18 protein-coding genes are annotated in these 18,867 nt (G+C 73.0%); 7 read left to right on the top strand and 11 right to left on the bottom strand.

Going from position 1 to position 18,867, the window contains the following annotated elements; all coding sequences use genetic code 11:
- Positions 1 to 5 precede the first annotated feature (5 nt).
- The 3 genes from ACZ6Z8_RS14655 to ACZ6Z8_RS14645 all read right to left on the bottom strand — a co-directional run bounded on the left by ACZ6Z8_RS14655 (position 6) and on the right by ACZ6Z8_RS14645 (position 2,078).
- Entirely contained in the window at positions 6 to 1,343 is a 1,338-nt protein-coding gene (locus tag ACZ6Z8_RS14655) for a lanthionine synthetase LanC family protein (RefSeq protein WP_465609627.1), read from the bottom strand.
- A 151-nt stretch (positions 1,344 to 1,494) separates the two neighbouring features.
- Positions 1,495 to 1,689 (bottom strand): FDLD family class I lanthipeptide, encoded by a 195-nt coding sequence (locus ACZ6Z8_RS14650; protein WP_375886484.1) that lies wholly within the window; start codon positions 1,687 to 1,689, stop codon positions 1,495 to 1,497.
- A 164-nt stretch (positions 1,690 to 1,853) separates the two neighbouring features.
- Entirely contained in the window at positions 1,854 to 2,078 is a 225-nt protein-coding gene (locus ACZ6Z8_RS14645) for a helix-turn-helix domain-containing protein (protein ID WP_465609861.1), read from the bottom strand.
- 496 nt (positions 2,079 to 2,574) lie between these two features.
- On the opposite strand from ACZ6Z8_RS14645, the gene ACZ6Z8_RS14640 reads away from it, so the two are divergent.
- The gene (locus tag ACZ6Z8_RS14640; RefSeq protein WP_465609625.1) at positions 2,575 to 2,985 is read left to right on the top strand and encodes a GntR family transcriptional regulator; all 411 of its coding nucleotides are present in this window, start codon (positions 2,575 to 2,577) and stop codon (positions 2,983 to 2,985) included.
- Between the two features lie 28 nt (positions 2,986 to 3,013).
- Here ACZ6Z8_RS14640 and ACZ6Z8_RS14635 read toward each other — a convergent pair whose 3' ends face one another.
- The 4 genes from ACZ6Z8_RS14635 to tdh form a co-directional block, all read right to left on the bottom strand.
- On the bottom strand, positions 3,014 to 3,925 hold the full coding sequence (locus ACZ6Z8_RS14635) for a LysR family transcriptional regulator (protein ID WP_465609623.1): 912 nt from the start codon (positions 3,923 to 3,925) through the stop codon (positions 3,014 to 3,016).
- 359 nt (positions 3,926 to 4,284) lie between these two features.
- Positions 4,285 to 5,859 carry a CocE/NonD family hydrolase gene (locus ACZ6Z8_RS14630; RefSeq protein WP_465609622.1) on the bottom strand — a complete coding sequence of 525 codons (1,575 nt, stop codon included), beginning with the start codon at positions 5,857 to 5,859 and terminating at the stop codon, positions 4,285 to 4,287.
- 393 nt (positions 5,860 to 6,252) lie between these two features.
- Positions 6,253 to 7,446 carry a glycine C-acetyltransferase gene (locus ACZ6Z8_RS14625; RefSeq protein WP_465609620.1) on the bottom strand — a complete coding sequence of 398 codons (1,194 nt, stop codon included), beginning with the start codon at positions 7,444 to 7,446 and terminating at the stop codon, positions 6,253 to 6,255.
- 30 nt (positions 7,447 to 7,476) lie between these two features.
- On the bottom strand, positions 7,477 to 8,505 hold the full coding sequence (tdh, locus tag ACZ6Z8_RS14620; RefSeq protein ID WP_465609618.1) for an L-threonine 3-dehydrogenase: 1,029 nt from the start codon (positions 8,503 to 8,505) through the stop codon (positions 7,477 to 7,479).
- A 451-nt stretch (positions 8,506 to 8,956) separates the two neighbouring features.
- Between tdh and ACZ6Z8_RS14615 the strand changes: the two genes are divergently transcribed.
- Complete coding sequence (locus ACZ6Z8_RS14615) at positions 8,957 to 10,366, top strand: serine hydrolase domain-containing protein (protein WP_465609616.1); 1,410 nt, start codon at positions 8,957 to 8,959, stop codon at positions 10,364 to 10,366.
- A 71-nt stretch (positions 10,367 to 10,437) separates the two neighbouring features.
- Here the strand turns inward: ACZ6Z8_RS14615 and ACZ6Z8_RS14610 are convergent, their stop codons facing one another.
- On the bottom strand, positions 10,438 to 11,499 hold the full coding sequence (locus ACZ6Z8_RS14610; protein WP_465609614.1) for an ATP-dependent DNA ligase: 1,062 nt from the start codon (positions 11,497 to 11,499) through the stop codon (positions 10,438 to 10,440).
- A gap of 65 nt (positions 11,500 to 11,564) precedes the next feature.
- Between ACZ6Z8_RS14610 and ligD the strand changes: the two genes are divergently transcribed.
- Genes ligD through ACZ6Z8_RS14595 form a run of 3 tightly spaced genes read left to right on the top strand, consistent with a single transcriptional unit; the run spans position 11,565 to position 13,494 of the window.
- Positions 11,565 to 12,578, top strand: a complete 1,014-nt coding sequence (gene ligD / locus ACZ6Z8_RS14605; RefSeq protein ID WP_465609612.1) for a non-homologous end-joining DNA ligase — start codon at positions 11,565 to 11,567, stop codon at positions 12,576 to 12,578.
- Positions 12,579 to 12,603: 25 nt separating this feature from the next.
- Positions 12,604 to 12,804, top strand: coding sequence for a hypothetical protein (locus ACZ6Z8_RS14600; protein ID WP_465609611.1), 201 nt, complete (start codon positions 12,604 to 12,606; stop codon positions 12,802 to 12,804).
- A gap of 39 nt (positions 12,805 to 12,843) precedes the next feature.
- Entirely contained in the window at positions 12,844 to 13,494 is a 651-nt protein-coding gene (locus tag ACZ6Z8_RS14595; protein WP_465609610.1) for a GNAT family N-acetyltransferase, read from the top strand.
- Positions 13,495 to 13,498: 4 nt separating this feature from the next.
- Here ACZ6Z8_RS14595 and ACZ6Z8_RS14590 read toward each other — a convergent pair whose 3' ends face one another.
- From ACZ6Z8_RS14590 to ACZ6Z8_RS14580, 3 genes are all read right to left on the bottom strand, one after another.
- Positions 13,499 to 13,966: a hypothetical protein gene (locus tag ACZ6Z8_RS14590; protein WP_465609608.1), complete on the bottom strand. Its 468-nt coding sequence runs from the start codon at positions 13,964 to 13,966 to the stop codon at positions 13,499 to 13,501.
- Positions 13,959 to 14,462: a hypothetical protein gene (locus ACZ6Z8_RS14585; protein WP_465609606.1), complete on the bottom strand. Its 504-nt coding sequence runs from the start codon at positions 14,460 to 14,462 to the stop codon at positions 13,959 to 13,961. Before ACZ6Z8_RS14585 ends, ACZ6Z8_RS14590 begins: the two co-directional genes overlap by 8 nt.
- A gap of 217 nt (positions 14,463 to 14,679) precedes the next feature.
- On the bottom strand, positions 14,680 to 15,879 hold the full coding sequence (locus tag ACZ6Z8_RS14580) for an 8-amino-7-oxononanoate synthase (protein WP_465609604.1): 1,200 nt from the start codon (positions 15,877 to 15,879) through the stop codon (positions 14,680 to 14,682).
- 253 nt (positions 15,880 to 16,132) lie between these two features.
- Here ACZ6Z8_RS14580 and ACZ6Z8_RS14575 point away from each other — a divergent pair, with 253 nt between their 5' ends.
- Together ACZ6Z8_RS14575 and ACZ6Z8_RS14570 are read left to right on the top strand one after the other, a co-directional pair.
- Positions 16,133 to 16,558: a hypothetical protein gene (locus ACZ6Z8_RS14575; protein ID WP_465609602.1), complete on the top strand. Its 426-nt coding sequence runs from the start codon at positions 16,133 to 16,135 to the stop codon at positions 16,556 to 16,558.
- Positions 16,559 to 16,590: 32 nt separating this feature from the next.
- Positions 16,591 to 18,867, top strand: coding sequence for a hypothetical protein (locus ACZ6Z8_RS14570; protein WP_465609601.1), 2,277 nt, complete (start codon positions 16,591 to 16,593; stop codon positions 18,865 to 18,867).

The raw sequence follows: 18,867 nt of genomic DNA, 5'->3' as shown, positions 1-18,867 counted from the left end.
CCGGTTCACCGCCCCAGGAAGACGCGGAACCAGGCGGGCCGCTCGTCCGCGAGAGCGGCCAGCAGCGCCAGGGCGACACCGGCCGCGCCGGACAGCAGCCCCGGGTCGTCCACGGTGTTGCCGGGGACGTCCTCGTCGGCGAACACCACCGGGTGCGCGGGGTCGGCGTACGCCAGCAGCCGTTCCAGCAGTCCGGGCAGCGCCTCCCGTGCGGCGGCGCTGTGCGGGGCGAACTCCCGGGCCAGCATGACGAGTCCGGCCAGTCCGTGGCAGAGGGTGGGGGCGCGCAGTTCGCTGGTGGCGGTACGGCGCAGCGCGGCCTCGAAGGCCTCCACGGCGCCCGCCCGCAGCCCGGCGTCCTCGGTGCAGTCGGCGACGGCGAGCAGGGCGGCGGCGACCCCGGCGGTGCCGTAGCACCAGGCGAGTTGGTCGTGGCAGTGGCCGACCGGCCGCTCGGCGCCGTGCTCGTCGACCGGGACCCCGTTCGCCCACAGCGGGCCCTGGGCGTCGGTCAGCCGGTGGCCGAGCAGCCAGCCGGTCAGTTCGGCGAGGGCCTCGCGCTGGCCGGGCCGGCGGTGGCCGGCCGCCCAGGCGACGGCGAGCGCGACGGCCACCCCGGGCACACCGTGGGAGACGCCGAGGTTGAGGTAGCCGTGCGGGTACTGCCGGTGGTAGTCGCCGACCGGCGGGTAGACCTCGGGCCGGAGCAGCCAGGGCGGCGGGGCGCCCTGCGGCCGGTCGGCGCCGGTCGGCCGGATCAGCCGGTCGAGCAGCACGGCGGCGGCCTCCCGGACCAGGGGGCTCGGGTCCGGCAGCGCGGCGAGGCAGGTCAGCACCCCGGCCGCACCGTTGACCACGTCGTAGTCGGAGTCGCTGACGGGCTGTCCGTCGGCCGGCCACCCGGTGGCGATCGCCTGCTCGGCGAGCTGCTCGTACAGGCGCAGCAGGCTGGGCCGGAACCGGGGTTCGTCCTCGGCGCACTCGGCCAGCGCCAGGGCGAGGCCGGCGGTGCCGCCGAACAGGCCCGGGCCGGCCAGCGGTTCGACCTGGGTGGCGAGCACGGCTTCCCGGACGTGGCCGTAGGCGTGCTCACGGTCGCCGAGGCCGGCCCGGGCGGCGTACAGGTGGAGCAGGGCGAGGCCGGCCTGACCGTGGCTCAGGCTGGGCGGGTACCAGCCCATCGGTACGGCGGCCTGCTCGGCGGCGCGCAGGGCGAGGTCGGCCCACTGGTCGGTCGTGGCCGTCCGGGACACCACGAGGCGCACCGCGTCGCGGACCCGTTCGGCGAGCGGGGCGTCGGGGGTGCGGACGGGCGGTTCGCCGGTCTCCCGGACGGTGTGCATGCGTTCTCCCTCGGAGAGGTGGCCTGGGGTCGGCCGTGCGGTGGCGTCGGGGGCGTGCCGGGCCTTGGCGTGGTGGCGGCCCGGCGCGAGAATGGACGAACGGGTGCTGCCGTGTCCTGAATCCACGGCAGCACCCGTCGCCTCAGCGGTGTCAGTCCTGCTGCGGGTTCGAGCAGATGCCCGAGGTGCAGAGGGTGGTGCAGACACAGGTCGAGGTCACCTTGCAGCCGATCCGGGTGCAGATGGTCCGGGTGGCCAGGGTGCTGATCGACGGCGTGGGCAGCTGACCGCCACCCTGGACCGGCGAGCTGATGCGGGCGTCCAGGTCGAATGCGTTGTCGGACATGTCGATTCCCTTCGAATACCACCGGCCCGGTTTCCCGGAGCGGCCCGGGGGCTTCTCCCCCGCGATTCGATGATGTCCCGCGGTGCTTTCCGGTGCCTATTGTCGTCGGCGACAGTTCCGCGACGGCCGCTCGGCGGTCCGGTGCTTTCCGGGCTTTCCGGGATTCAGGCGGCGGGGGCCCGGGACGCCCGGGACGACGAGATGTGGTGGGCGTAGGAGGCCAGGCACCCGGAGAGCCGGGATTCGAGTTCCAGCTTTTCCAGGACGGCCGTGAGATGGGCCCGCACGGTGCGTTCGGTGACCTGGAGCCGGGCGGCCATCTGGCCGTTGCTCAGCCCTTCGGCGAGCATCACGAAAACCTCGCATTCGCGGGGTGTCAGCCGGCCCAGGCGGTCCAGTGCGAGGGTCCAGGCGGGTTCGCTTCCGGCAGTCGCCGTCGTTGTCGCGAAGTCATTCACGTCATCTCCCCGTGTCCATCCGACGGAATCGATGGGGCGGCTCCGTCCGGGCCGCGCAGGACTGAACGTAGGCACTGTTCGAACCGGAAGCAACCAGGATCCACCGGCGGCTACGGAGCGTCAGGAGCGCGGCCGATCAGGCCAACCGGTGGCCCGGGGCCCGTCTACGGTGGAACCAGTGGATTTCCCGAACAGGCGGAACGCGGCGCTCCGCCGAAACCCCCGCCACTCGGCGGGGATGGCTTCATTGGCACCATTCTCACCGTCCGTGGCGGCCTTCGGCCGGCGGCCGACGGGGCGGCCGGAAGAAGCGGGCGGGAAACATCCGGAATTCGCCCCACCACTTGTCCGGCCGGGCGAGTCCGCGCCAACTCCCCCAGGCGCAACACTTGACTCCCCCTTGACCGACGCGGTTAACATTGCTGACATGAGCATTGCCGCGACGGGCTCGCAATCTCCACTGCACGTACAGATCGAACGTCGGATCCAGTGGTCGATCGAGCGGGGGGAATACGCGGAAGGCGAGTCACTGCCCTCGGCGAGCGCCCTGTCGGCCGATTTCCGGGCCAACAAGAACACCGTGCTGCGGGCCCTCCGGAATTTACGGGCGAAAGGCCTGGTCGATTTCGGCCGCGGGCGCGGAATCATCGTCATCGCGCGTTCCGGGCCCGGCCACACCGATGTCGCGGGCCTCTCCGACCAGCTGTGGCAGCTGGTCGCCGTCGCCGACGCCCACGGCGTCGCCCGCTCCTCACTGATCTCCGCCATCGAGCGGATGCCCCGCCCGGCCGAGGGCGCGGCGGCCCCGCGCCGGGCGGGGAAGCGGCCGCGGGCGTAGCGGCGCCGGGCGTAGGGAACGCGGGGGCTCAGGCCCCCGAGGCGGCCGCCTCGGCGAGGGAGTCCAGGACCGGGCGGATCAGCGGGTGCCCGTCGGCACCGGCCCGGACGGCCGCGAAGACCCGGCGGGTGGCCAGCTCGCTGTCCACCGGCCGGACCGCGACCCGGCCCAGATCCACCCCGCGCAGCGCCGAGCGCGGCACGAGGGCGACGCCCGAGCCGGCCGAGGCCAGGGCGACGACGGCCCGGAAGTCGTCCGAGGAGTGCAGCAGGCGCGGCTGGAAGCCGGCGTGCTCGCAGGCCAGCAGGACCACGTCGTGGCAGGGGTTGCCCGGGTACGGGCCGATCCACGGCTCGTCGGCCAGTGCGGCCACCGCGAGCGGCCCCGACTCGGCGGCCAGCGGGTGGGTCAGCGGAAGGACGGCCTCGAAGGGCTCGGCGTACAGCGGGACCCGGGTGAGCCGGGCGTCGTCGGCGCGCGGGGCGCCCCGGTACTCGACGGCCACCGCGAGGTCGGCCCGCCCGTCCAGCACCATCGGCAGGCTGGCGTCCCCCTCGGCGTCCAGCACCTTGAGCCGTACGCCCGGCGCCCGCTCGGCGAGCAGGCCGATCGCAGGGGCCAGCACGTGGGAGATGCCGGTGGCGAAGGAGGCGACGGTGACCTCGCCCGCGACGCCCGCGCTGTACGCGGCGAGGTCGGCCTCGGCCCGCTCCAGCTGGGCGAGCACCGCGTCGGCGTGGCCGAGCAGGATCTCCCCGGCGGCGGTCAGCCGCACGCCCCGGCCCTCCCGGGCCAGCAGGTGGTGGCCGGTCTCCTGCTCCAGCGCGGCCAGCTGCTGGGAGACCGCGGAGGGGGTCAGGTAGAGGGCGGCCGCCGCGGCGGTCACGGTGCGGTGGTCCGCCACGGCCCGGAGGGTCCGCAGCCGTCGTGCGTCGATCACAGCCCAATTCTGCCAGCGCGCCGCCGATGACCCGTCCGGGTGAGCCTCGGGACCGTCGGGGCGAGCCCCGGCCCGTCCGGCCGGGTCCGGGGGTGGCAGTACCACCGGTGGCGTATTTCCGGCGGAGATCGCTTCGGCCCGTTGACCGTCGCGCTCGATCGGCGCTTGGCTCGGTCAGCCGGGCGGGGACTTCGAGGGCCCGGCACTCGTCGTCCGGGGAGGATCTCCATGACCACCGCTCGTGCCCTCGCTGACCCTGGCGGGGCTACTCGGCTCTCCCCCGGGTCCGCCGCCCGCACCGCCGCCCCGCACGACCGGGGCGGCGACGAGCAGCGCCGGGACGACTGACGCCCCGGCCCTCAGCGGACCGGCAGCGAGACCTCCGCCGGCCCGAAGGTCACCGTGCTCCCCTTCGGCGTCTCGCCGCCGTACAGGTCGTCGTGGGTGCCGAGCACCAGCGTGAGCCGGTGCCCGGCCGGGAGGTCGTACGCGGTGGGGAACAGCGTGACGTCCAGCGGGAAGGGCTGCCCCGTCGGCCGTCCGCTCCAGCTCTGCGGGGCGTGCGCGATCAGCCGGCCGACGCCGAGGGCGTCCGTGTCGTAGAGGTACGCGACGGCCGTACCCTGCGGCGCCGAGGCGGTGACCGTGGTGTGCACCTGCACGGCCCCGCGCACGGGGAGGCCCTGCCGGTACGGCTGCGACTGCCGGACGGCGGCGGCGTCACGGTCCAGCAGCGGCACCACGGCGGTCGGCGGCTGGTGCAGCCACTGGTCGACCAGGCCGGAGAGCAGGACGACGCCGCCGCTCGCGCCGGAGGGCCGGTCGCCGCGCAGGGTGGACGTCCCGTCGAAAGCCAGCTGCTCGGTACGGGAGTTGACCGAGCTCCAGTCCGGGTAGGCCTCGTGGGCGCCGGTCGGGCGGACCTCCAGGTCGACGCCGGTCCGGCTGCTCCCGGTGCCCTTGAGGTAGTGGTCGAGCCACGCCCGGGCGCCGTCCCAGGTGTCGTTGGAGAAGCCGAGCAGGCCGGTGAACTCCTGGCTCGCGTGGTCGCCCGGGCGCAGTTCGAGGCGCTTGGGGACGGTGAGCCTCCGGTAGAAGTCCGTCATCTGGCCGGGGTTGAAGAAGCTGTCGCTCCAGCCGTTGGCCAGGTAGACGGCGGTGCCGTGGGCGTTGATCCGGTCCAGGTAGGTGGCGGGTGAGCGGACGTCCGCCCACGTGACCACCTCGGGCAGGTCGTGGTCGGCGAACAGGTCGTCCAGGGCGGTGGCGAACTCCGGGCTCTTGCGGCCGGTCAGACCCTCGATCGTGGCCAGCCTGGTGGCGGCCTGGGTGTGCCGGGTCTGCCCGCTGTACAGCGCGTCGGTCAGGTCGGCCCAGCCGCTCAGCGAGGCGACGGCCTTGATCCGGGCGTCGAACGCGGCGCCGAGGAGGGTGAGGCCGCCGCCGAGCGACAGCCCGACCATGCCGACCCGGTCGGGGTCCGCCGGGGTGTGGGCGAGCGCCCAGTCGATCACCGTCGAGATGTCGGCGACGTCCTTGGGCCCGGCGACGTCCACCTCCCCGCCCGAACCCCAGAACCCGCGCACGGTGTACGTCACGACGACGTATCCGGCGGCGGCGAAGCGGTGGCCCTGGGCGACGTACTCCAGGTCGTTCTGCCCCCAGCTCGCCGGCTGCACCAGCACCGGGTAGCGGCCCTGGGCGTCCGCACCCGGGGTTCCGGCGGGCGGGGTGAACACGTCTGCCTTGAGGACGACTCCGTCGGCGGCGGTGATGTCGGCCAGCCGGAAGCCGCCGAAGGCCGACGACACGGCACCGGAGGCGGGCGCCGCGCCGGCGGACGGGGCCGCCACCGCCCCCGCGCCGAGCCCGAGCGCCGCGACGAGAAGGGCGCTCACTGCCCGGTGTCCGCCGGTCCGGTGGGGTCGTGTCATCACGCTGTGCTCCCTCGGTTCACTCGATGTGATCACGGCGAGCCTAACGATCTTCCCTCGGCCCGGGGGAGGTGATGATCAGCCAAATTACTGGCCGGTAACGTCGGGTGGCGGCGGTGCCCGGCGGCGACGGGCGGTGCCCGACGGCGACGGGCGGTGCCCGGCGGCGACGGGCGGCGACGCCCCCGAGAACCGCGAACGGGGGTGGGACACCGGTGCTGGCCGGCGTCCCACCCCCGAAGCGGGAGGGTGGGGCAGGTGGTCTGGTGGCCGTGCGGCGGTGGGGAAACGATTCGCCACCACCGCACGGCGGGTTGTGAGCCCGCGGGCCGGTCCGGTTCCGAGCGGTCCGGCCCGCGGGCGGTCCATCGGGGGGTCACCCCCTGCCGGAGGTCACTCCCCCAGCGCGGCGCGGGCGTCCACGAAGGCGGCGACGGCGCGCTCGACGTCCTCGGTGGAGTGCGCGGCGGAGAGCTGCACCCGGATCCGGGCCTGGCCGTGCGGGACGACCGGGTAGGAGAAGCCGATCACGTACACGCCGCGCTCCAGCAGGAGTTCGGCCAGCCGGCCCGCCTTCGCCGCGTCGCCGATCATCACCGGGGCGATCGGATGGTCGCCCGGCAGGATCTCGAACCCGGCCTCGGTCATCCGGCTGCGGAACAGCGCGGTGTTGGCCGCCAGCTTCTCGCGCAGCTCGTTGGACTGCTCGACCAGGTCGAGCACCTTCAGCGAGGCGGCCGCGATCACCGGGGCCAGCGAGTTGGAGAACAGGTACGGACGGGAGCGCTGGCGCAGCAGGGCGACGATCTCGCGCCGGGCGGCGACGTAGCCGCCGGAGGCGCCGCCGAGCGCCTTGCCCAGGGTGCCGGTGATGATGTCCACCCGGTCCATCACGCCGTGCAGTTCGGGGGTGCCGCGGCCGCCGGCGCCGACGAAGCCGACGGCGTGCGAGTCGTCGACCATGACCATGGCGTCGTAGCGGTCGGCCAGGTCGCAGATCTCGCGCAGCGGGGCGACGTAGCCGTCCATCGAGAAGACGCCGTCCGTGACGATCAGGCGGCGGCGGGCGTCCTGGGTCTCCTTGAGCTGCTGCTCCAGGTCGGCCATGTCGCGGTTGGCGTAGCGGTGGCGACGGGCCTTGCTGAGCCGGATGCCGTCGATGATGCTCGCGTGGTTGAGCGCGTCGGAGATGACGGCGTCCTCGGCACCGAGCAGGGTCTCGAAGACACCGCCGTTGGCGTCGAAGCACGAGGAGTAGAGGATGGTGTCCTCCTGGCCGAGGAAGGCCGAGAGGCGGTCCTCCAGCTCCTTGTGCACGTCCTGGGTGCCGCAGATGAAGCGGACCGAGGCCATTCCGTAGCCCCAGCGGTCCAGCGCGTCCTTGGCCGCGGCGAGCACCTCGGGGTGGTCGGCCAGACCGAGGTAGTTGTTGGCGCAGAAGTTCAGCACCTCGCCCGGGCGGCCGCCGCCGGTGACGGTGACCGCGGCGCTCTGCGGGGTGCCGATGACCCGCTCCGGCTTGAACAGGCCGGCCTCGCGGATCTCGTCGAGGGTGGCGGCGATGTCGGCGCGCACGTTGTCGAACACAACAGGCTCCTTTTGGCGTCAGCGGGGTGCTCAGGCGGTCCAGTCGAGGATGATCTTGCCGCAGTTGCCGCTCGCGGCGTCGTCGAAGGCGGCCTCGAAGTCGGTGGCGGCGTACCGGCCGGTGATCACCGGGCTGAGGTCCAGGCCGCCCTCCAGCAGCACGGACATCGCGTACCAGGTCTCGAACATCTCGCGGCCGTAGATGCCCTTGATGGTGATCATCGAGGTGACGATCGAGGCCCAGTCGACCGGGAACTGCTCGGCCGGCAGGCCCAGCATGGCGATCTTCCCGCCGTGGGTCATGTTGGCGATCATCGACTGCATCGCCTCGGGGCGGCCGGACATCTCCAGGCCGACGTCGAAGCCCTCGCGCAGGCCCAGCTTCTGCTGGCCCTCCTCGATGGTGTGCTCGGCGACGTTGAGCGCCAGCGTCACGCCGACCCGGCGGGCCAGGTCGAGGCGGTACGGGGACACGTCGGTGATCATCACGTTGCGGGCACCGGCGTGCTTGGCGACGGCCGCGGCCATGATGCCGATCGGGCCCGCGCCGGTGACCAGCACGTCCTCGCCGATCAGCGGGAAGGACAGCGCGGTGTGCACGGCGTTACCGAAGGGGTCGAAGATCGCGGCCACGTCGAGGTCGACCGGCACCCGGTGCACCCAGACGTTGGAGGCGGGCAGCGCCACGTACTCGGCGAAGGCGCCGTCGCGGTTGACGCCCAGGCCGACGGTGTTGCGGCACAGGTGGCGGCGGCCGGCCAGGCAGTTGCGGCACTTGCCGCAGACCAGGTGGCCCTCGCCGCTGACCAGGTCGCCGATCGCGATGTCCGCGACGCCGGCGCCGATCTCGGCGACCTCGCCGACGAACTCGTGGCCGAGGACCAGCGGGGTCTTGATGGTCTGCTGCGCCCAGCCGTCCCACTTGCGGATGTGCAGGTCGGTGCCGCAGATGCCGGTCCGCAGCACCTTGATCAGCACCTCGCCGGGGCCGATCTCGGGCTCGGGGACGTCCATCAGCCAGAGCCCGGGCTCGGCGTTGTGCTTGACGAGTGCCTTCACGGGCGACGGCTCCTGACGTGCGGATCGGGGACGGCCCCGGGGTGCGGGCCGAGGGGCGCGGTTCGGCCGCTCCTGACGGGCGCGTTCCGGCAGGCAGAAATCTGCCTGGTGGGAGGGGGTGCGGTCCATCGAGGAATTCTTAAGGGCGGCCACAGCTGGGCTAAACGATCGTGCCCGAGGTGGGGGCGGGGGCGTCCGCGGCATGCCGGTGCTCACCCGTCCGGCCGAGCGCGGGACGCCCCCGGCGACACCAACCGGCTGTCGCACCCCGGTACTTGACAACGCGGCGCCAGCGGGCCGGGCCATGCGGGTGGCGGTTGGCTCCGTTCGGGCCAGCCGGGCCGCCACCGGCGCGCGGGCCCCCGGCGGCGGTGCTTACCGTGGCGACGCTCCCCTGCGGCCCGTGGAGCAGGCGCTCCGGGCCCTTCGCCCCAGAGAGGCGCCTCGACACATGACCAAGACCCGACGGCCACGCCCGGCCGCTCCCCGCACCGCCGGCCGCACGGCCGCCGCCGCCCTCGCCCTGACCGGCCTGCTCGCCGCCGCCGGCTGCTCCGGCGACTCCCAGCCCGCCCGGCAGGGCGGCCAGGCGGTCACCGCCGAACCGGCGGCACTCAGCCCGTCCCCGGGCGCCGGCGGCTCCGGCTCCCCCTCCGGCAGCGCCTCCTCCAACGCGGTGGTGGCCCTGACGCCCGCCGTCACCGGCCGGCTGGACGACGCGATCCAGCGGGTGCAGAAGCAGACGGGCGTCCCCGGCATCTCGGTCGGCATCATCACGCCGAGCGGCACGTACCAGAAGTCCTTCGGCGTCGCCGACAAGAGCGCCAGCACGCCGATGGACCCGGGGATGTTCAGCCGCATCGGCAGCGAGAGCAAGACCTTCACGGCGACCGCCGTGCTGCGCCTGGTGGACCAGGGCAAGGTCGGCCTGGACGACCCGATCTCCAAGTACGTGGACGGTGTCCCCGGCGGCGACGGGATCACCGTCCGCCAGCTCGGCGAGATGCGCAGCGGCCTGTTCCCGTACACCTCCGACCCGGACTTCGTGAACACCTTCATCAACGACCCCAACCACGTGTTCACCCCGGACCAGCTGCTCGCCTACGGGTACAAGCACCCCGCGGTGTTCCCGCCCGGCTCCAAGTACCAGTACAGCAACAGCAACTACATCCTGCTGGGCAAGCTGATCGAGAAGGTCGGCGGGCAGTCGGCCGGTGACTTCCTCCAGGCCCAGGTGTTCAGCCCGGCCTCGCTGGGCAAGACGAGCTTCCCGACCGACGCGACGCTGCCCGACCCGCACGTCCACGGCTACACCGACCAGACCCCCGACGGGTCGGTCCAGGACGCCACCGGCTGGAACCCCTCCTGGGCGTGGACGGCCGGCGCCGTCGTCACCACCCTGGGCGACCTGGAGAGCTGGGCCAAGACCGTGGCCACCGGCTCCGTCATCAGCCAGGCCAGCCAGACCGAGCGCCTGAAGATGCTGCCGACCGGCGACGCGAACGTCAGCTACGGCTTCGGCCTGTTCGACAACAACGGGTGGATCGGCCACAACGGCTCGATGCCGGGCTACGAGAGCGTGGCGGTCTACATGCCGGACGCCCAGGCCACCCTGGTGATGCTGCTCAACAGCGACGTGACCTCCCAGGGGCAGGAGCCGTCGACGCTGTTCGCGAACGAGATCACCAAGATCATCTCGCCGAAGCACGTCTACGCGCTGCCCGCGGAGACCGCCTCGCCGTCGACCCCGGGTTCGCCCTCCGGTTCGCCCTCCGGCTCCCCGACCGGCGGCGGCTCCCCGACCGGCGGCGGCTCGCCGACCACGCTGCCCACCAACACGGCCTCGACCGTCCGGACCTGATCCCCGGGCCCGCGCGGCGATGGCGGCCCGCCCCGGCTCATCCGGGTCGGGCCGCCATCGCTGACGTTCCGTCAGTTCCCCAGCATCTGGCGGAGGTCGTACGAGACCGGCTCCTCCAACTGCTCGTAGGTGCAGCTCTCCGGCGTGCGGTCCGGCCGCCAGCGGCGGAACTGTGCGGTGTGCCGGAAGCGGCTGCCCTCCATGTGGTCGTAGGCCACCTCGACCACCCGCTCCGGGCGCAGCGCGATCCAGGACAGGTCCTTGCCGCCGGTCCAGCGGCTGACCGCCCCCGGCAGCCGGCCCTCCGCGTGCGCCGACTCCTCCGCCCAGGCGCCCCAGGGGTGTTGGGAGAGGTCGTCCATCCGGAGCGGGGCCAGTTCCTCGGCCAGCTCGCGGCGGCGGGCCATCGGGAAGGCCGCGCAGACGCCGACGTGCTGGAGCCTGCCCCGTTCGTCGTGGATGCCGAGCAGCAGCGAGCCGACCACCGGCCCGCTCTTGTGCTCGCGGTAGCCGGCCACCACGCAGTCGGCGGTGCGCTCGTGCTTGATCTTGTACATCGTCCGCTCCCCCGGCCGGTACGGCTGGTCCAGCGGCTTGGCCACCACCCCGTCCAGGCCGGCGCCCTCGAACTCGGCGAACCAGCTCTCGGCGACGTCGCGGTCGGTCGAGGCGGGGGCGGTGAACACCGGGTCCTCCGCCCCGGCCAGCGCCGCTTCCAGGGCCGGGCGGCGCACCGAGAGCGGCTCGTCGACGAGCGGATCGTCACCGAGCGCGAGCAGGTCGAAGGCGACGAAGGAGGCGGGCGTCTGCTCGGCGAGCAGCCTGACCCGGCTCGCGGCCGGGTGGATCCGTTCCAGCAGCTCCTCGAAGCGCAGCCGCCCGTCCCGGGCGATCACCACCTCGCCGTCCAGCACGCAGCGCGGCGGCAGCTCCCGCCGGAAGGCCTCCACCAGCTCGGGGAAGTACCTGGTCAGGGGCTTGCCGGTGCGGCTGCCGAGCTCCACCTCGTCGCCGTCGCGGAACACGATCGTGCGGAAGCCGTCCCACTTGGCCTCGTACTGCATCCCCGGGGGGATCTTGGCCACCGACTTGGCCAGCATCGGCGCCACCGGCGGCATCACGGGCAGGTCCATGAGCCCAGCCTCGCGCCAACCGGCTCGGGGCGCGCGCCGGGCGCGGCGCCCTTACCGTGAGGGGCATGGGCTCAGCCGTCGAACTGGAAGTCGCCGGGCGCACCGTCCGGCTGTCGAACCCGGACAAGGTCTACTACCCCGAGCGCGGCTTCACCAAGCTGGACGTCGCGCAGTACTACCTGGCCGTCGCCGACGGGGTGCTGCGCGGGCTGCGGGACCGTCCCACCACCCTCCAGCGCTTCCCGGACGGGGTCGACGGCGAGTTCTTCTACCAGAAGCGGGCGCCCAAGGGGCTGCCGGACTGGCTGCCCACCGCCCGGATCAACTTCCCCAGCGGCCGCTCCGCCGACGAGATCTGCCCCACCGAACCGGCCGCCGTGCTGTGGGCCGCCAACCTGGGCTGCCTCACCTTCCACCCCTGGCCGGTCCGGCGCACCGACACCGACCACGTCGACGAGCTGCGCATCGACCTCGACCCCCAGCCCGGCACCGACTTCCACGACGCCGTCCGCGCCGCCCACGAGCTGCGCGCCCTGCTGGAGGAGCACGGACTGCGCGGCTGGCCCAAGTCCTCCGGAGGGCGCGGCCTGCACGTCTACGTCCCGCTGGTGCCCGAGTGGACCTTCACCGACGGCCGGCACGCCGTGATCGCCCTCGGCCGGCTGCTGGAGCAGCGGATGCCCGGGAAGGTCACCACCGCCTGGTGGAAGGAGGAGCGCGGCGAACGGATCTTCGTCGACTACAACCAGATGGCCCGCGACCGCACCATCGCCTCCGCCTACTCCCTGCGCGCCCGCCCCCGCGCCACCGCCTCCACCCCGCTGCGCTGGGAGGAGCTGGACGACGCCGCGCCGGAGGACTTCGACCTCCGGACGGTGCCCGCCCGCTTCGCCGAACTCGGCGACCTCAACGCGGAGATGGACAGCCACGCGTACCGGCTGGACGCCGTGCTGGAGCTGTACGAGAAGCAGCTGCACGACGAGGGCCTCGGCGAACTCCCGTACCCGCCCGACCACCCGAAGGCCGCGGGCGAACCGACCCGGGTCCAGCCCAGCCGGGCCCGGAAGAAGGCGGTCTAGGCTCAACCTGATCAGCCTGGCGGCGGTGCCGGTGAACGCGCTCTGCCGGCTCGTCGTCCACCTGCGCGAACGCGGCGCCCCGCCCCCGCGCGTACGGGCCCCGGTCACCGTGCCGCGGACCTCCCTTCCCGAGATCCGGGCGTACGCGGAGCAGCAGTTGCCGGGATTCCGGGTGCGCCGACTGCTGTTCTGGCGGTACCTGCTGGCGTATCGCCGCCCACGGTGATCAACTGGGCCGGACGACTTCTCCGGGAGAGAACGGGACATGGGCGTGCGGGGGCTGGCGGAGATCCTGGCGGATGCGGCGGGCGGGGTGTTCCCGCCGCCGGACGGGACGGTCACCGTGGTGCCGCAGCCCGCGCCGCGCGACGCCGGGGTGCTGGCCCTCGCCGCCCACGCCGTGGTGTTCACCCACGAGGACCCGGACTGGGTGCGCGAGGCGATCGCCGCCGCCCCCGGCGACCCGCTGTCCGCGCCGGTCTGCCCGCCCTTCCTCAGCGCCTTCGCCGAGCGCACCGGGCGGACCGTCAACAACATCGACCTGCTCACCGTCGCCGACCGCCTCCCCGGCGCCCCGCCGCTGCCGCTCACCCCGGTCAAGGACCGCGAACACCCCCGGGTGGTAAGGGCGTTGCGCTACCGCGAGGACGTCCGGGTGTACCAGGCCGACGGCGGCGTGCTGATCCTCGGCCGCGGCGTGGCGGGCCGCTGGGAGGCCGCCGTCGAGGTCGACCCGCACGCCCAGGGCCGCGGCCTCGGCCGCGCGCTGGCCGTCGCCGCCCGCCACCTGCTGCCCTCCGGCGGGACCGTCTGGGCCCAGCAGGCCCCCGGCAACGCCCCCAGCGTCCGCGCCTTCCAGGCCGCCGGCTACCGGCCGATCGGCGCGGAGGCCCTGCTGGTGGCCGGACGGCCGTAGGCCCTCACCGCACCAGCACCCGGTCGGTTTCGAGGTCGTACCCCAGGAACGGCGCACCGCCGCCCTCGACCCACGTGGGCACCGACCTGCCGAGCCGCCGCCCGACCGCGGCCAGGAAGCCGCACAGCGCGTCCAGCCCGTCCTGGCCGTCGAGTTCGGCGACATCGACGTCGAAGTCGATCCGCTCCGCACTGCGGAACCGGAACACCACCCCGACCCCCGGCCCCGGCCGCACGCTCAGCACCGGCTGCGCGGGGCCGCGCGGCCGGAACAGCACCTCCTCGGCCCGCGGCAGCGCCATCTCGAAGCAGCCCACGACGAAGGTGCGGGCCCAGCCCCGCTCCACCACCAGGTCGAGCACGGCCTGCCAGTCCGCCACGGTGGTGTCCGCGACCCACCCGCCCGGCAACCAGCCGTCCCGGACCGGATCGAGCAGCCATGCGGCGTGGTCGCCCCAGCGCAGCTCAGCCATCCCGCTCTCCTGCCTCCGGCGGGGTCCACAACAGCCGGACCCGGTCGGCCGCGAGGTCGTACCCGAGGAACGGCTCCCGGGTGTCGCCTTCGAAGTACATCGGCACCGACTTGCCGAGCCGGCGTCCGATCGCGGCGAGGAAGCCGCAGAGCACGTCCAGCCGCTCCTGGCCCTGCAGTTCACGCAGGTCGACGTCGAAGTCGAGCTGCTCCTCGCCGAGGAACCGGAAGATCGCGCAGACCTCCGGGTCCGGCCACACGCGCAGGTTCGGGCACTCGGCGCCGGCCGGGCGGGACAGCACAGCCGCGGCCCGGGGCAACGGCAGCAGCGCGTCGCCCTCGGAGTACTCGAAGGTCCAGCGCTGCTCCACCACCAGGTCGAGCACCGTCTGCCAGTCCGCCACCGTCGTGCCCGCGACGTACACATCCGGGAGGCAGCCCCCGTCGGACGGATCCAGCAGCCACGCCAGGTGGTCGTCCCAGAGCAGGTCAGGCATGTCGCCATCCTGCCGTCCAGGGCGCCTCACGCCGAGCGGTTTTCCGGCGGCGAGACCCGAAACTCACCGGGCGTGCGAGATCGCGGCCGCCGTCTTCCCGGTCCCCCAGGCCAGTGGGGCGCAGCCGGCGTCGGGGCGGCGGGCGGTGCGAGCCCCCGCCGCAACCCCCGCCGTAACCGTCGTCGTCCGGCTTCGCGCGCGATCATCCGGACAGGTCCTACACCCGCGCGCCCGCCGGGGCGAGGTCGGCGATGATCCGGACCGCGTCCGCGATCTGGCCGTCGGTGAGGTCCCCGCGGGCGGTCAGGCGCAGCCGGGAGACGCCGTCCGGGACGGACGGGGGACGGAAGCAGCCGACGGCGAGGCCGGCGCGGCGGCAGTCGGCGGCCCAGGCGACGGCGGCCTCGGGGCCCGGCGCACGGACCGAGACCACGGCCGCGTCCGGCTCGCAGGCCCGCAGGCCCGCGGCGGTGAGGCGGTCGGCGAGGGTGCGGGCGACCTCGCGGGCCCGGTCGGCGCGCTGGGGTTCGGCGCGCAGCAGGCGCAGGGCGGCCAGGGCGGCTCCGGCGGCGGCCGGGGCGAGGCCGGTGTCGAAGATGAAGGTGCGGGCGGTCTCGGTGAGGTGGCGGATCACCCGGCGCGGTCCGAGCACGGCACCGCCCTGTGAACCCAGCGATTTGGACAGCGTGACGGTGGCGACGGTGTCCGGCTGCCCGGCGAGCCCGGCCGCGGCCAGGGCGCCGCGGCCGCCGGGGCCGAGCACGCCCAGTCCGTGGGCGTCGTCCACCAGCAGTGCGGCCCCGTGGGCCCGGGCGGCCTCGGACAGCCCGGGCAGCGGCGCCGCGTCGCCGTCCACCGAGAACACCGAGTCGGTGACCACCAGCGCCCGCCGCTGGGTCCGCCCGGCGAGGGCCTCGGCGACGGCCGCCGGGTCGCTGTGCGCGGCCCGGTGGACGTCGGCCCGGGCGAGCCGGCAGCCGTCGATCAGCGAGGCGTGGTTGTAGGCGTCGGACACGATCAGGGTGTCCGGATCGGTCAGCGCGGTGAGCGCGGCGAGGTTGGCGGTGTAGCCGGAGGAGAACACCAGGGCGGCCTCCGTCCCGCAGAACTCGGCGAGCTCCTGCTCCAGTTCGGTGTGCAGCGCGGTCGTGCCGGTGACCAGCCGCGAGCCCGTCGCCCCACCGCCCCACCGCAGCGCCGCCTCCCCCGCGGCGCGGGTCACCGCCGGGTGCCGGGTGAGCCCCAGGTAGTCGTTCCCCGCCAGGTCCAGCACCTGGTCCTCCGCCGCCCGGCTGCGCAGCGTACGGGTCAGCCCGGCGTCGGCGCGCAACGCGGCGGCCTCGTCGAGCCAGTCGAAGACGTGCGCCGGGGCGGGCCCGGCGGCGGTGTGCGGTGCGGAGGTGAGCGGGAGGGTCATGCCCGGCACTCTGGCACGCCCCGCGAGACGGCGGCAATGTGCGACTCCACACAGCCTGGGCAGGGCTTTCCTGTCGCCATTCACTTTGTGTTTACCTGATGTCAATCAAAGGGACATCGAGTATTTCCCCGCTTGCCATTCCTTCGATCATCCTGCCGATACGTTCCATCGAACCGGCAATACTTTCGGGTACGCTCCATGGCGATCTACACCTGGGGGCGAGCACGTGACAGACCTCGAATTCGAGCGTCGAATGAATCCTTGGCTCTTCGACGACAAGGGCAATCTGACCGAAGCGGCCAAGAAGCAGTTCCCGGACCTGGCCGGCAGCAACGCCGCCCCGGTCTCGCTGAACCCGGCGGGCGGCGGCGCAGCCGTGACGGTCAACACCGGGGTGCTCCGGCAGGCTGCCCAGAACGCCTTCGCGCTGCGGGACTCCGTCAAGTCCGAATGCAGCCAGCCCGGCGACCACGTCGCCGCCGCGGCCGGCGCACTGAAGGGGTGGTCCCTCGGCGGCGCGCTCACCGGCTCCTGGGGAACGTGGTCGAGTCAGGTCGACTCCCTGCAGGGCACCGTGGGCGACATGGGCACCAACCTGCAGACCACCGCCCAGGCGTACGACAAGACCGAGAGCGACATCCACGCCGGCTTCGACAAGGCACAGGGCACGAAGAGCTAGCCGCAGCACAAGCGGGGGGAAGCAACACGATCATGGTGACATTCAGCCAGCTCCAGCAGGTCGACCTCAGCAGCCTCAACTCGGCGGCGGGCGACTTCGAGGCCCTGGTCCGCAAGTGGGACCTCACCCAGCGGATGCAGAACGAGGTCATCGGCACCATCACGCAGTCCGGCTGGCACGGTGACGCCGCCGGCCTCGCCAACGCCAAGCTCACCTGGGCCCGCGACCAGATCCACGCCGCCTTCGAGGAGGCCTCCGCGCTGGCCAAGACCCTCCGGGACGCCCACACCGAGATCACGGCCGCCAAACAGGACCTCGTCAATGCCGTGCACGACGCCACCACGGCCGGCCTCAGCGTCAACAGCGAGGGCGCGGTGAGTTGGCCCGCGCCCACGACCCAGGAGGACAAGCGCGACCCGGAGTACGGCAAGAACTGGAAGGCCAAGGCCGACTCCGCGGCCAAGGCCATCGGCGACGCGATCGACCGCGCCACCGAGGCCGACGTCGACGCTGCCAGGGCCCTGGGCGACGACACCGGCAGTGACGGCACCGCCTTCAACGCCAATCCGGCCGGCGGCATCCCCGAGGAGGAGGCCAAGATGGCCACCTACATCCTCGGCCTCGGCGACAAGGCCAGCGACGCGCAGCTCAAGAACCTCCAGAACATCCTGGACCACTACCACCAGGACCCCCGGTTCGCCAGCAGCTTCTACGGCGGCCAGGACCCGGCGACCTTCCTGGCGAAGTACGGTGCCATGGCGCAGAGCGGGGACTACGCCAACAGCCCGGCCCGCAGCGCCGCCATCAAGGGCATCCAGAAGGACCTCGGCCTCACCCTGGCCACCGCGACCGACACCAAGCAGCCGTTCCACGTCTCGGACGACTGGGAGACCAAGCTGCGAGCCGCGGGCGCCAAGCAGATCCCCGTCCCGCCGGGTGCCGACCCGGCGCACAGCCCGTACGGCTACCAGATTCTCGCCAACGTGCTGCGCAACGGGAAGTACGACCCGCACTTCCTCGACCCGATCGCCGAGCACGTCACCCAGCTCACCGAGGAGAACCCGGGCCGCTGGCAGGCCGTGGCCTACAAGAACAGTTACCCGTTCACCGAGCTGAAGTTCATCGGGCAGGTCGACAAGGACGGCAACGTCACGAACCTCAACCCGCTGTCCGGCGTCCTGGACGCCCTCGGCCACAGCCCCGACGCGGCCACCAAGTTCTTCCACGACCCGGTGACCACGTACAACCCGGACGGCACGGTCAAGAGCACCGGCGGCGACACCAACTACGTCAAGCTGTTCACCACCGGTGAGGAGAACTCCCTTCTCAACGACATCAGTTACCCACTGCGCCCGCTGGAGACCAAGCCCAACCCGGACCACGTCACGTCGCTCGGGCACGCCCTGGAGGCCGCCACCACCGGCCGGGCCTGGGACGACACCACCGGCAAGTACCCGCCGCACACGGCGGAGATGAACGACGTGATGGGGAAGGTCGTCGATCGCTTCGGTACCGGCGACGGGCCGAACATGCTGCGCGGCGGGCCGCTCGCCAACCTCAACAGCAGCATCGGCAACATGGTCGCCAACCACATCGGGGACGTCGAGAACTCCCTCGACGGGCCCGGCCCGAACAGCGGCGGCCCGAACGCGCGGCTGTCCGTGAACGGCGTCCCCGCCCTCCTCAACCACGACAACACTGCCGTGCTGCTCTCCACGGTCGGCCGGAACACGGACGCCTACGCCACGATCGCCACCGCGCAGCAGGCGTACCAGTCGGCCCAGATCCAGCAGGTCATGCTCCACCCGGAGCTCCACCCGGACATGGCCACGGCGATCGAGAACGTGACCATGCCGGGCGGACAGGTCGCCGGACTGATCACCCACGCCATGTCGGACGAGATCCAGCAGAACCACGCGATATCCGACAAGGCGATCAACGACGCCATCGATTCGAAGAAGGACATCGCCAAGACGGTCTGGGACAGCAGCGGCGGCATCCTGGTGGACAAGATCCCCAAGGTCGGCAGCATGATCAACGACGAGGTCGGCAACATCATGACCCAGGTCGCCGACAGCTACCACGTTGACACCACCAACCAGGGGCGGGACGAGGCGCACAAGACCACCGGCGCGACGGTCCAGGGCTCGCAGCAGGCGGTCGTCAATGCCGTCGAGAACGCGGGCCGTGACGCCGGACTCGACCAGAACCGGGTGGACGACCTGGCCACGCGCGCCAAACAGACCATCACCCAGGGCTGGTCCGCCGGCCACGACCTCTACGACCCGACGATGGCCTCGAAGGTGTGA

The sequence above is a fragment of the Kitasatospora sp. NPDC101108 genome (assembly GCF_055584725.1).
Note: the sequence above shows the minus strand (reverse complement) of the source record. Positions and strands in the feature narration are given on the sequence as shown.

Excerpts from the sequence above, each read along its gene's own strand:
- ACZ6Z8_RS14655 (WP_465609627.1), bottom strand. The coding sequence starts at position 1,343 with ATGCACACCGTCCGGGAGACCGGCGAACCGCCCGTCCGCACCCCCGAC.
- ACZ6Z8_RS14640 (WP_465609625.1), top strand. The coding sequence starts at position 2,575 with ATGAGCATTGCCGCGACGGGCTCGCAATCTCCACTGCACGTACAGATC.
- ACZ6Z8_RS14595 (WP_465609610.1), top strand. The coding sequence starts at position 12,844 with ATGGGCGTGCGGGGGCTGGCGGAGATCCTGGCGGATGCGGCGGGCGGG.
- ligD (WP_465609612.1), top strand. The coding sequence starts at position 11,565 with ATGGGCTCAGCCGTCGAACTGGAAGTCGCCGGGCGCACCGTCCGGCTG.
- ACZ6Z8_RS14650 (WP_375886484.1), bottom strand. The coding sequence starts at position 1,689 with ATGTCCGACAACGCATTCGACCTGGACGCCCGCATCAGCTCGCCGGTC.
- ACZ6Z8_RS14570 (WP_465609601.1), top strand. The coding sequence starts at position 16,591 with ATGGTGACATTCAGCCAGCTCCAGCAGGTCGACCTCAGCAGCCTCAAC.
- ACZ6Z8_RS14585 (WP_465609606.1), bottom strand. The coding sequence starts at position 14,462 with ATGCCTGACCTGCTCTGGGACGACCACCTGGCGTGGCTGCTGGATCCG.
- ACZ6Z8_RS14575 (WP_465609602.1), top strand. The coding sequence starts at position 16,133 with ATGAATCCTTGGCTCTTCGACGACAAGGGCAATCTGACCGAAGCGGCC.
- ACZ6Z8_RS14590 (WP_465609608.1), bottom strand. The coding sequence starts at position 13,966 with ATGGCTGAGCTGCGCTGGGGCGACCACGCCGCATGGCTGCTCGATCCG.
- ACZ6Z8_RS14610 (WP_465609614.1), bottom strand. The coding sequence starts at position 11,499 with ATGGACCTGCCCGTGATGCCGCCGGTGGCGCCGATGCTGGCCAAGTCG.
- ACZ6Z8_RS14630 (WP_465609622.1), bottom strand. The coding sequence starts at position 5,859 with ATGACACGACCCCACCGGACCGGCGGACACCGGGCAGTGAGCGCCCTT.
- ACZ6Z8_RS14580 (WP_465609604.1), bottom strand. The coding sequence starts at position 15,879 with ATGACCCTCCCGCTCACCTCCGCACCGCACACCGCCGCCGGGCCCGCC.
- ACZ6Z8_RS14615 (WP_465609616.1), top strand. The coding sequence starts at position 8,957 with ATGACCAAGACCCGACGGCCACGCCCGGCCGCTCCCCGCACCGCCGGC.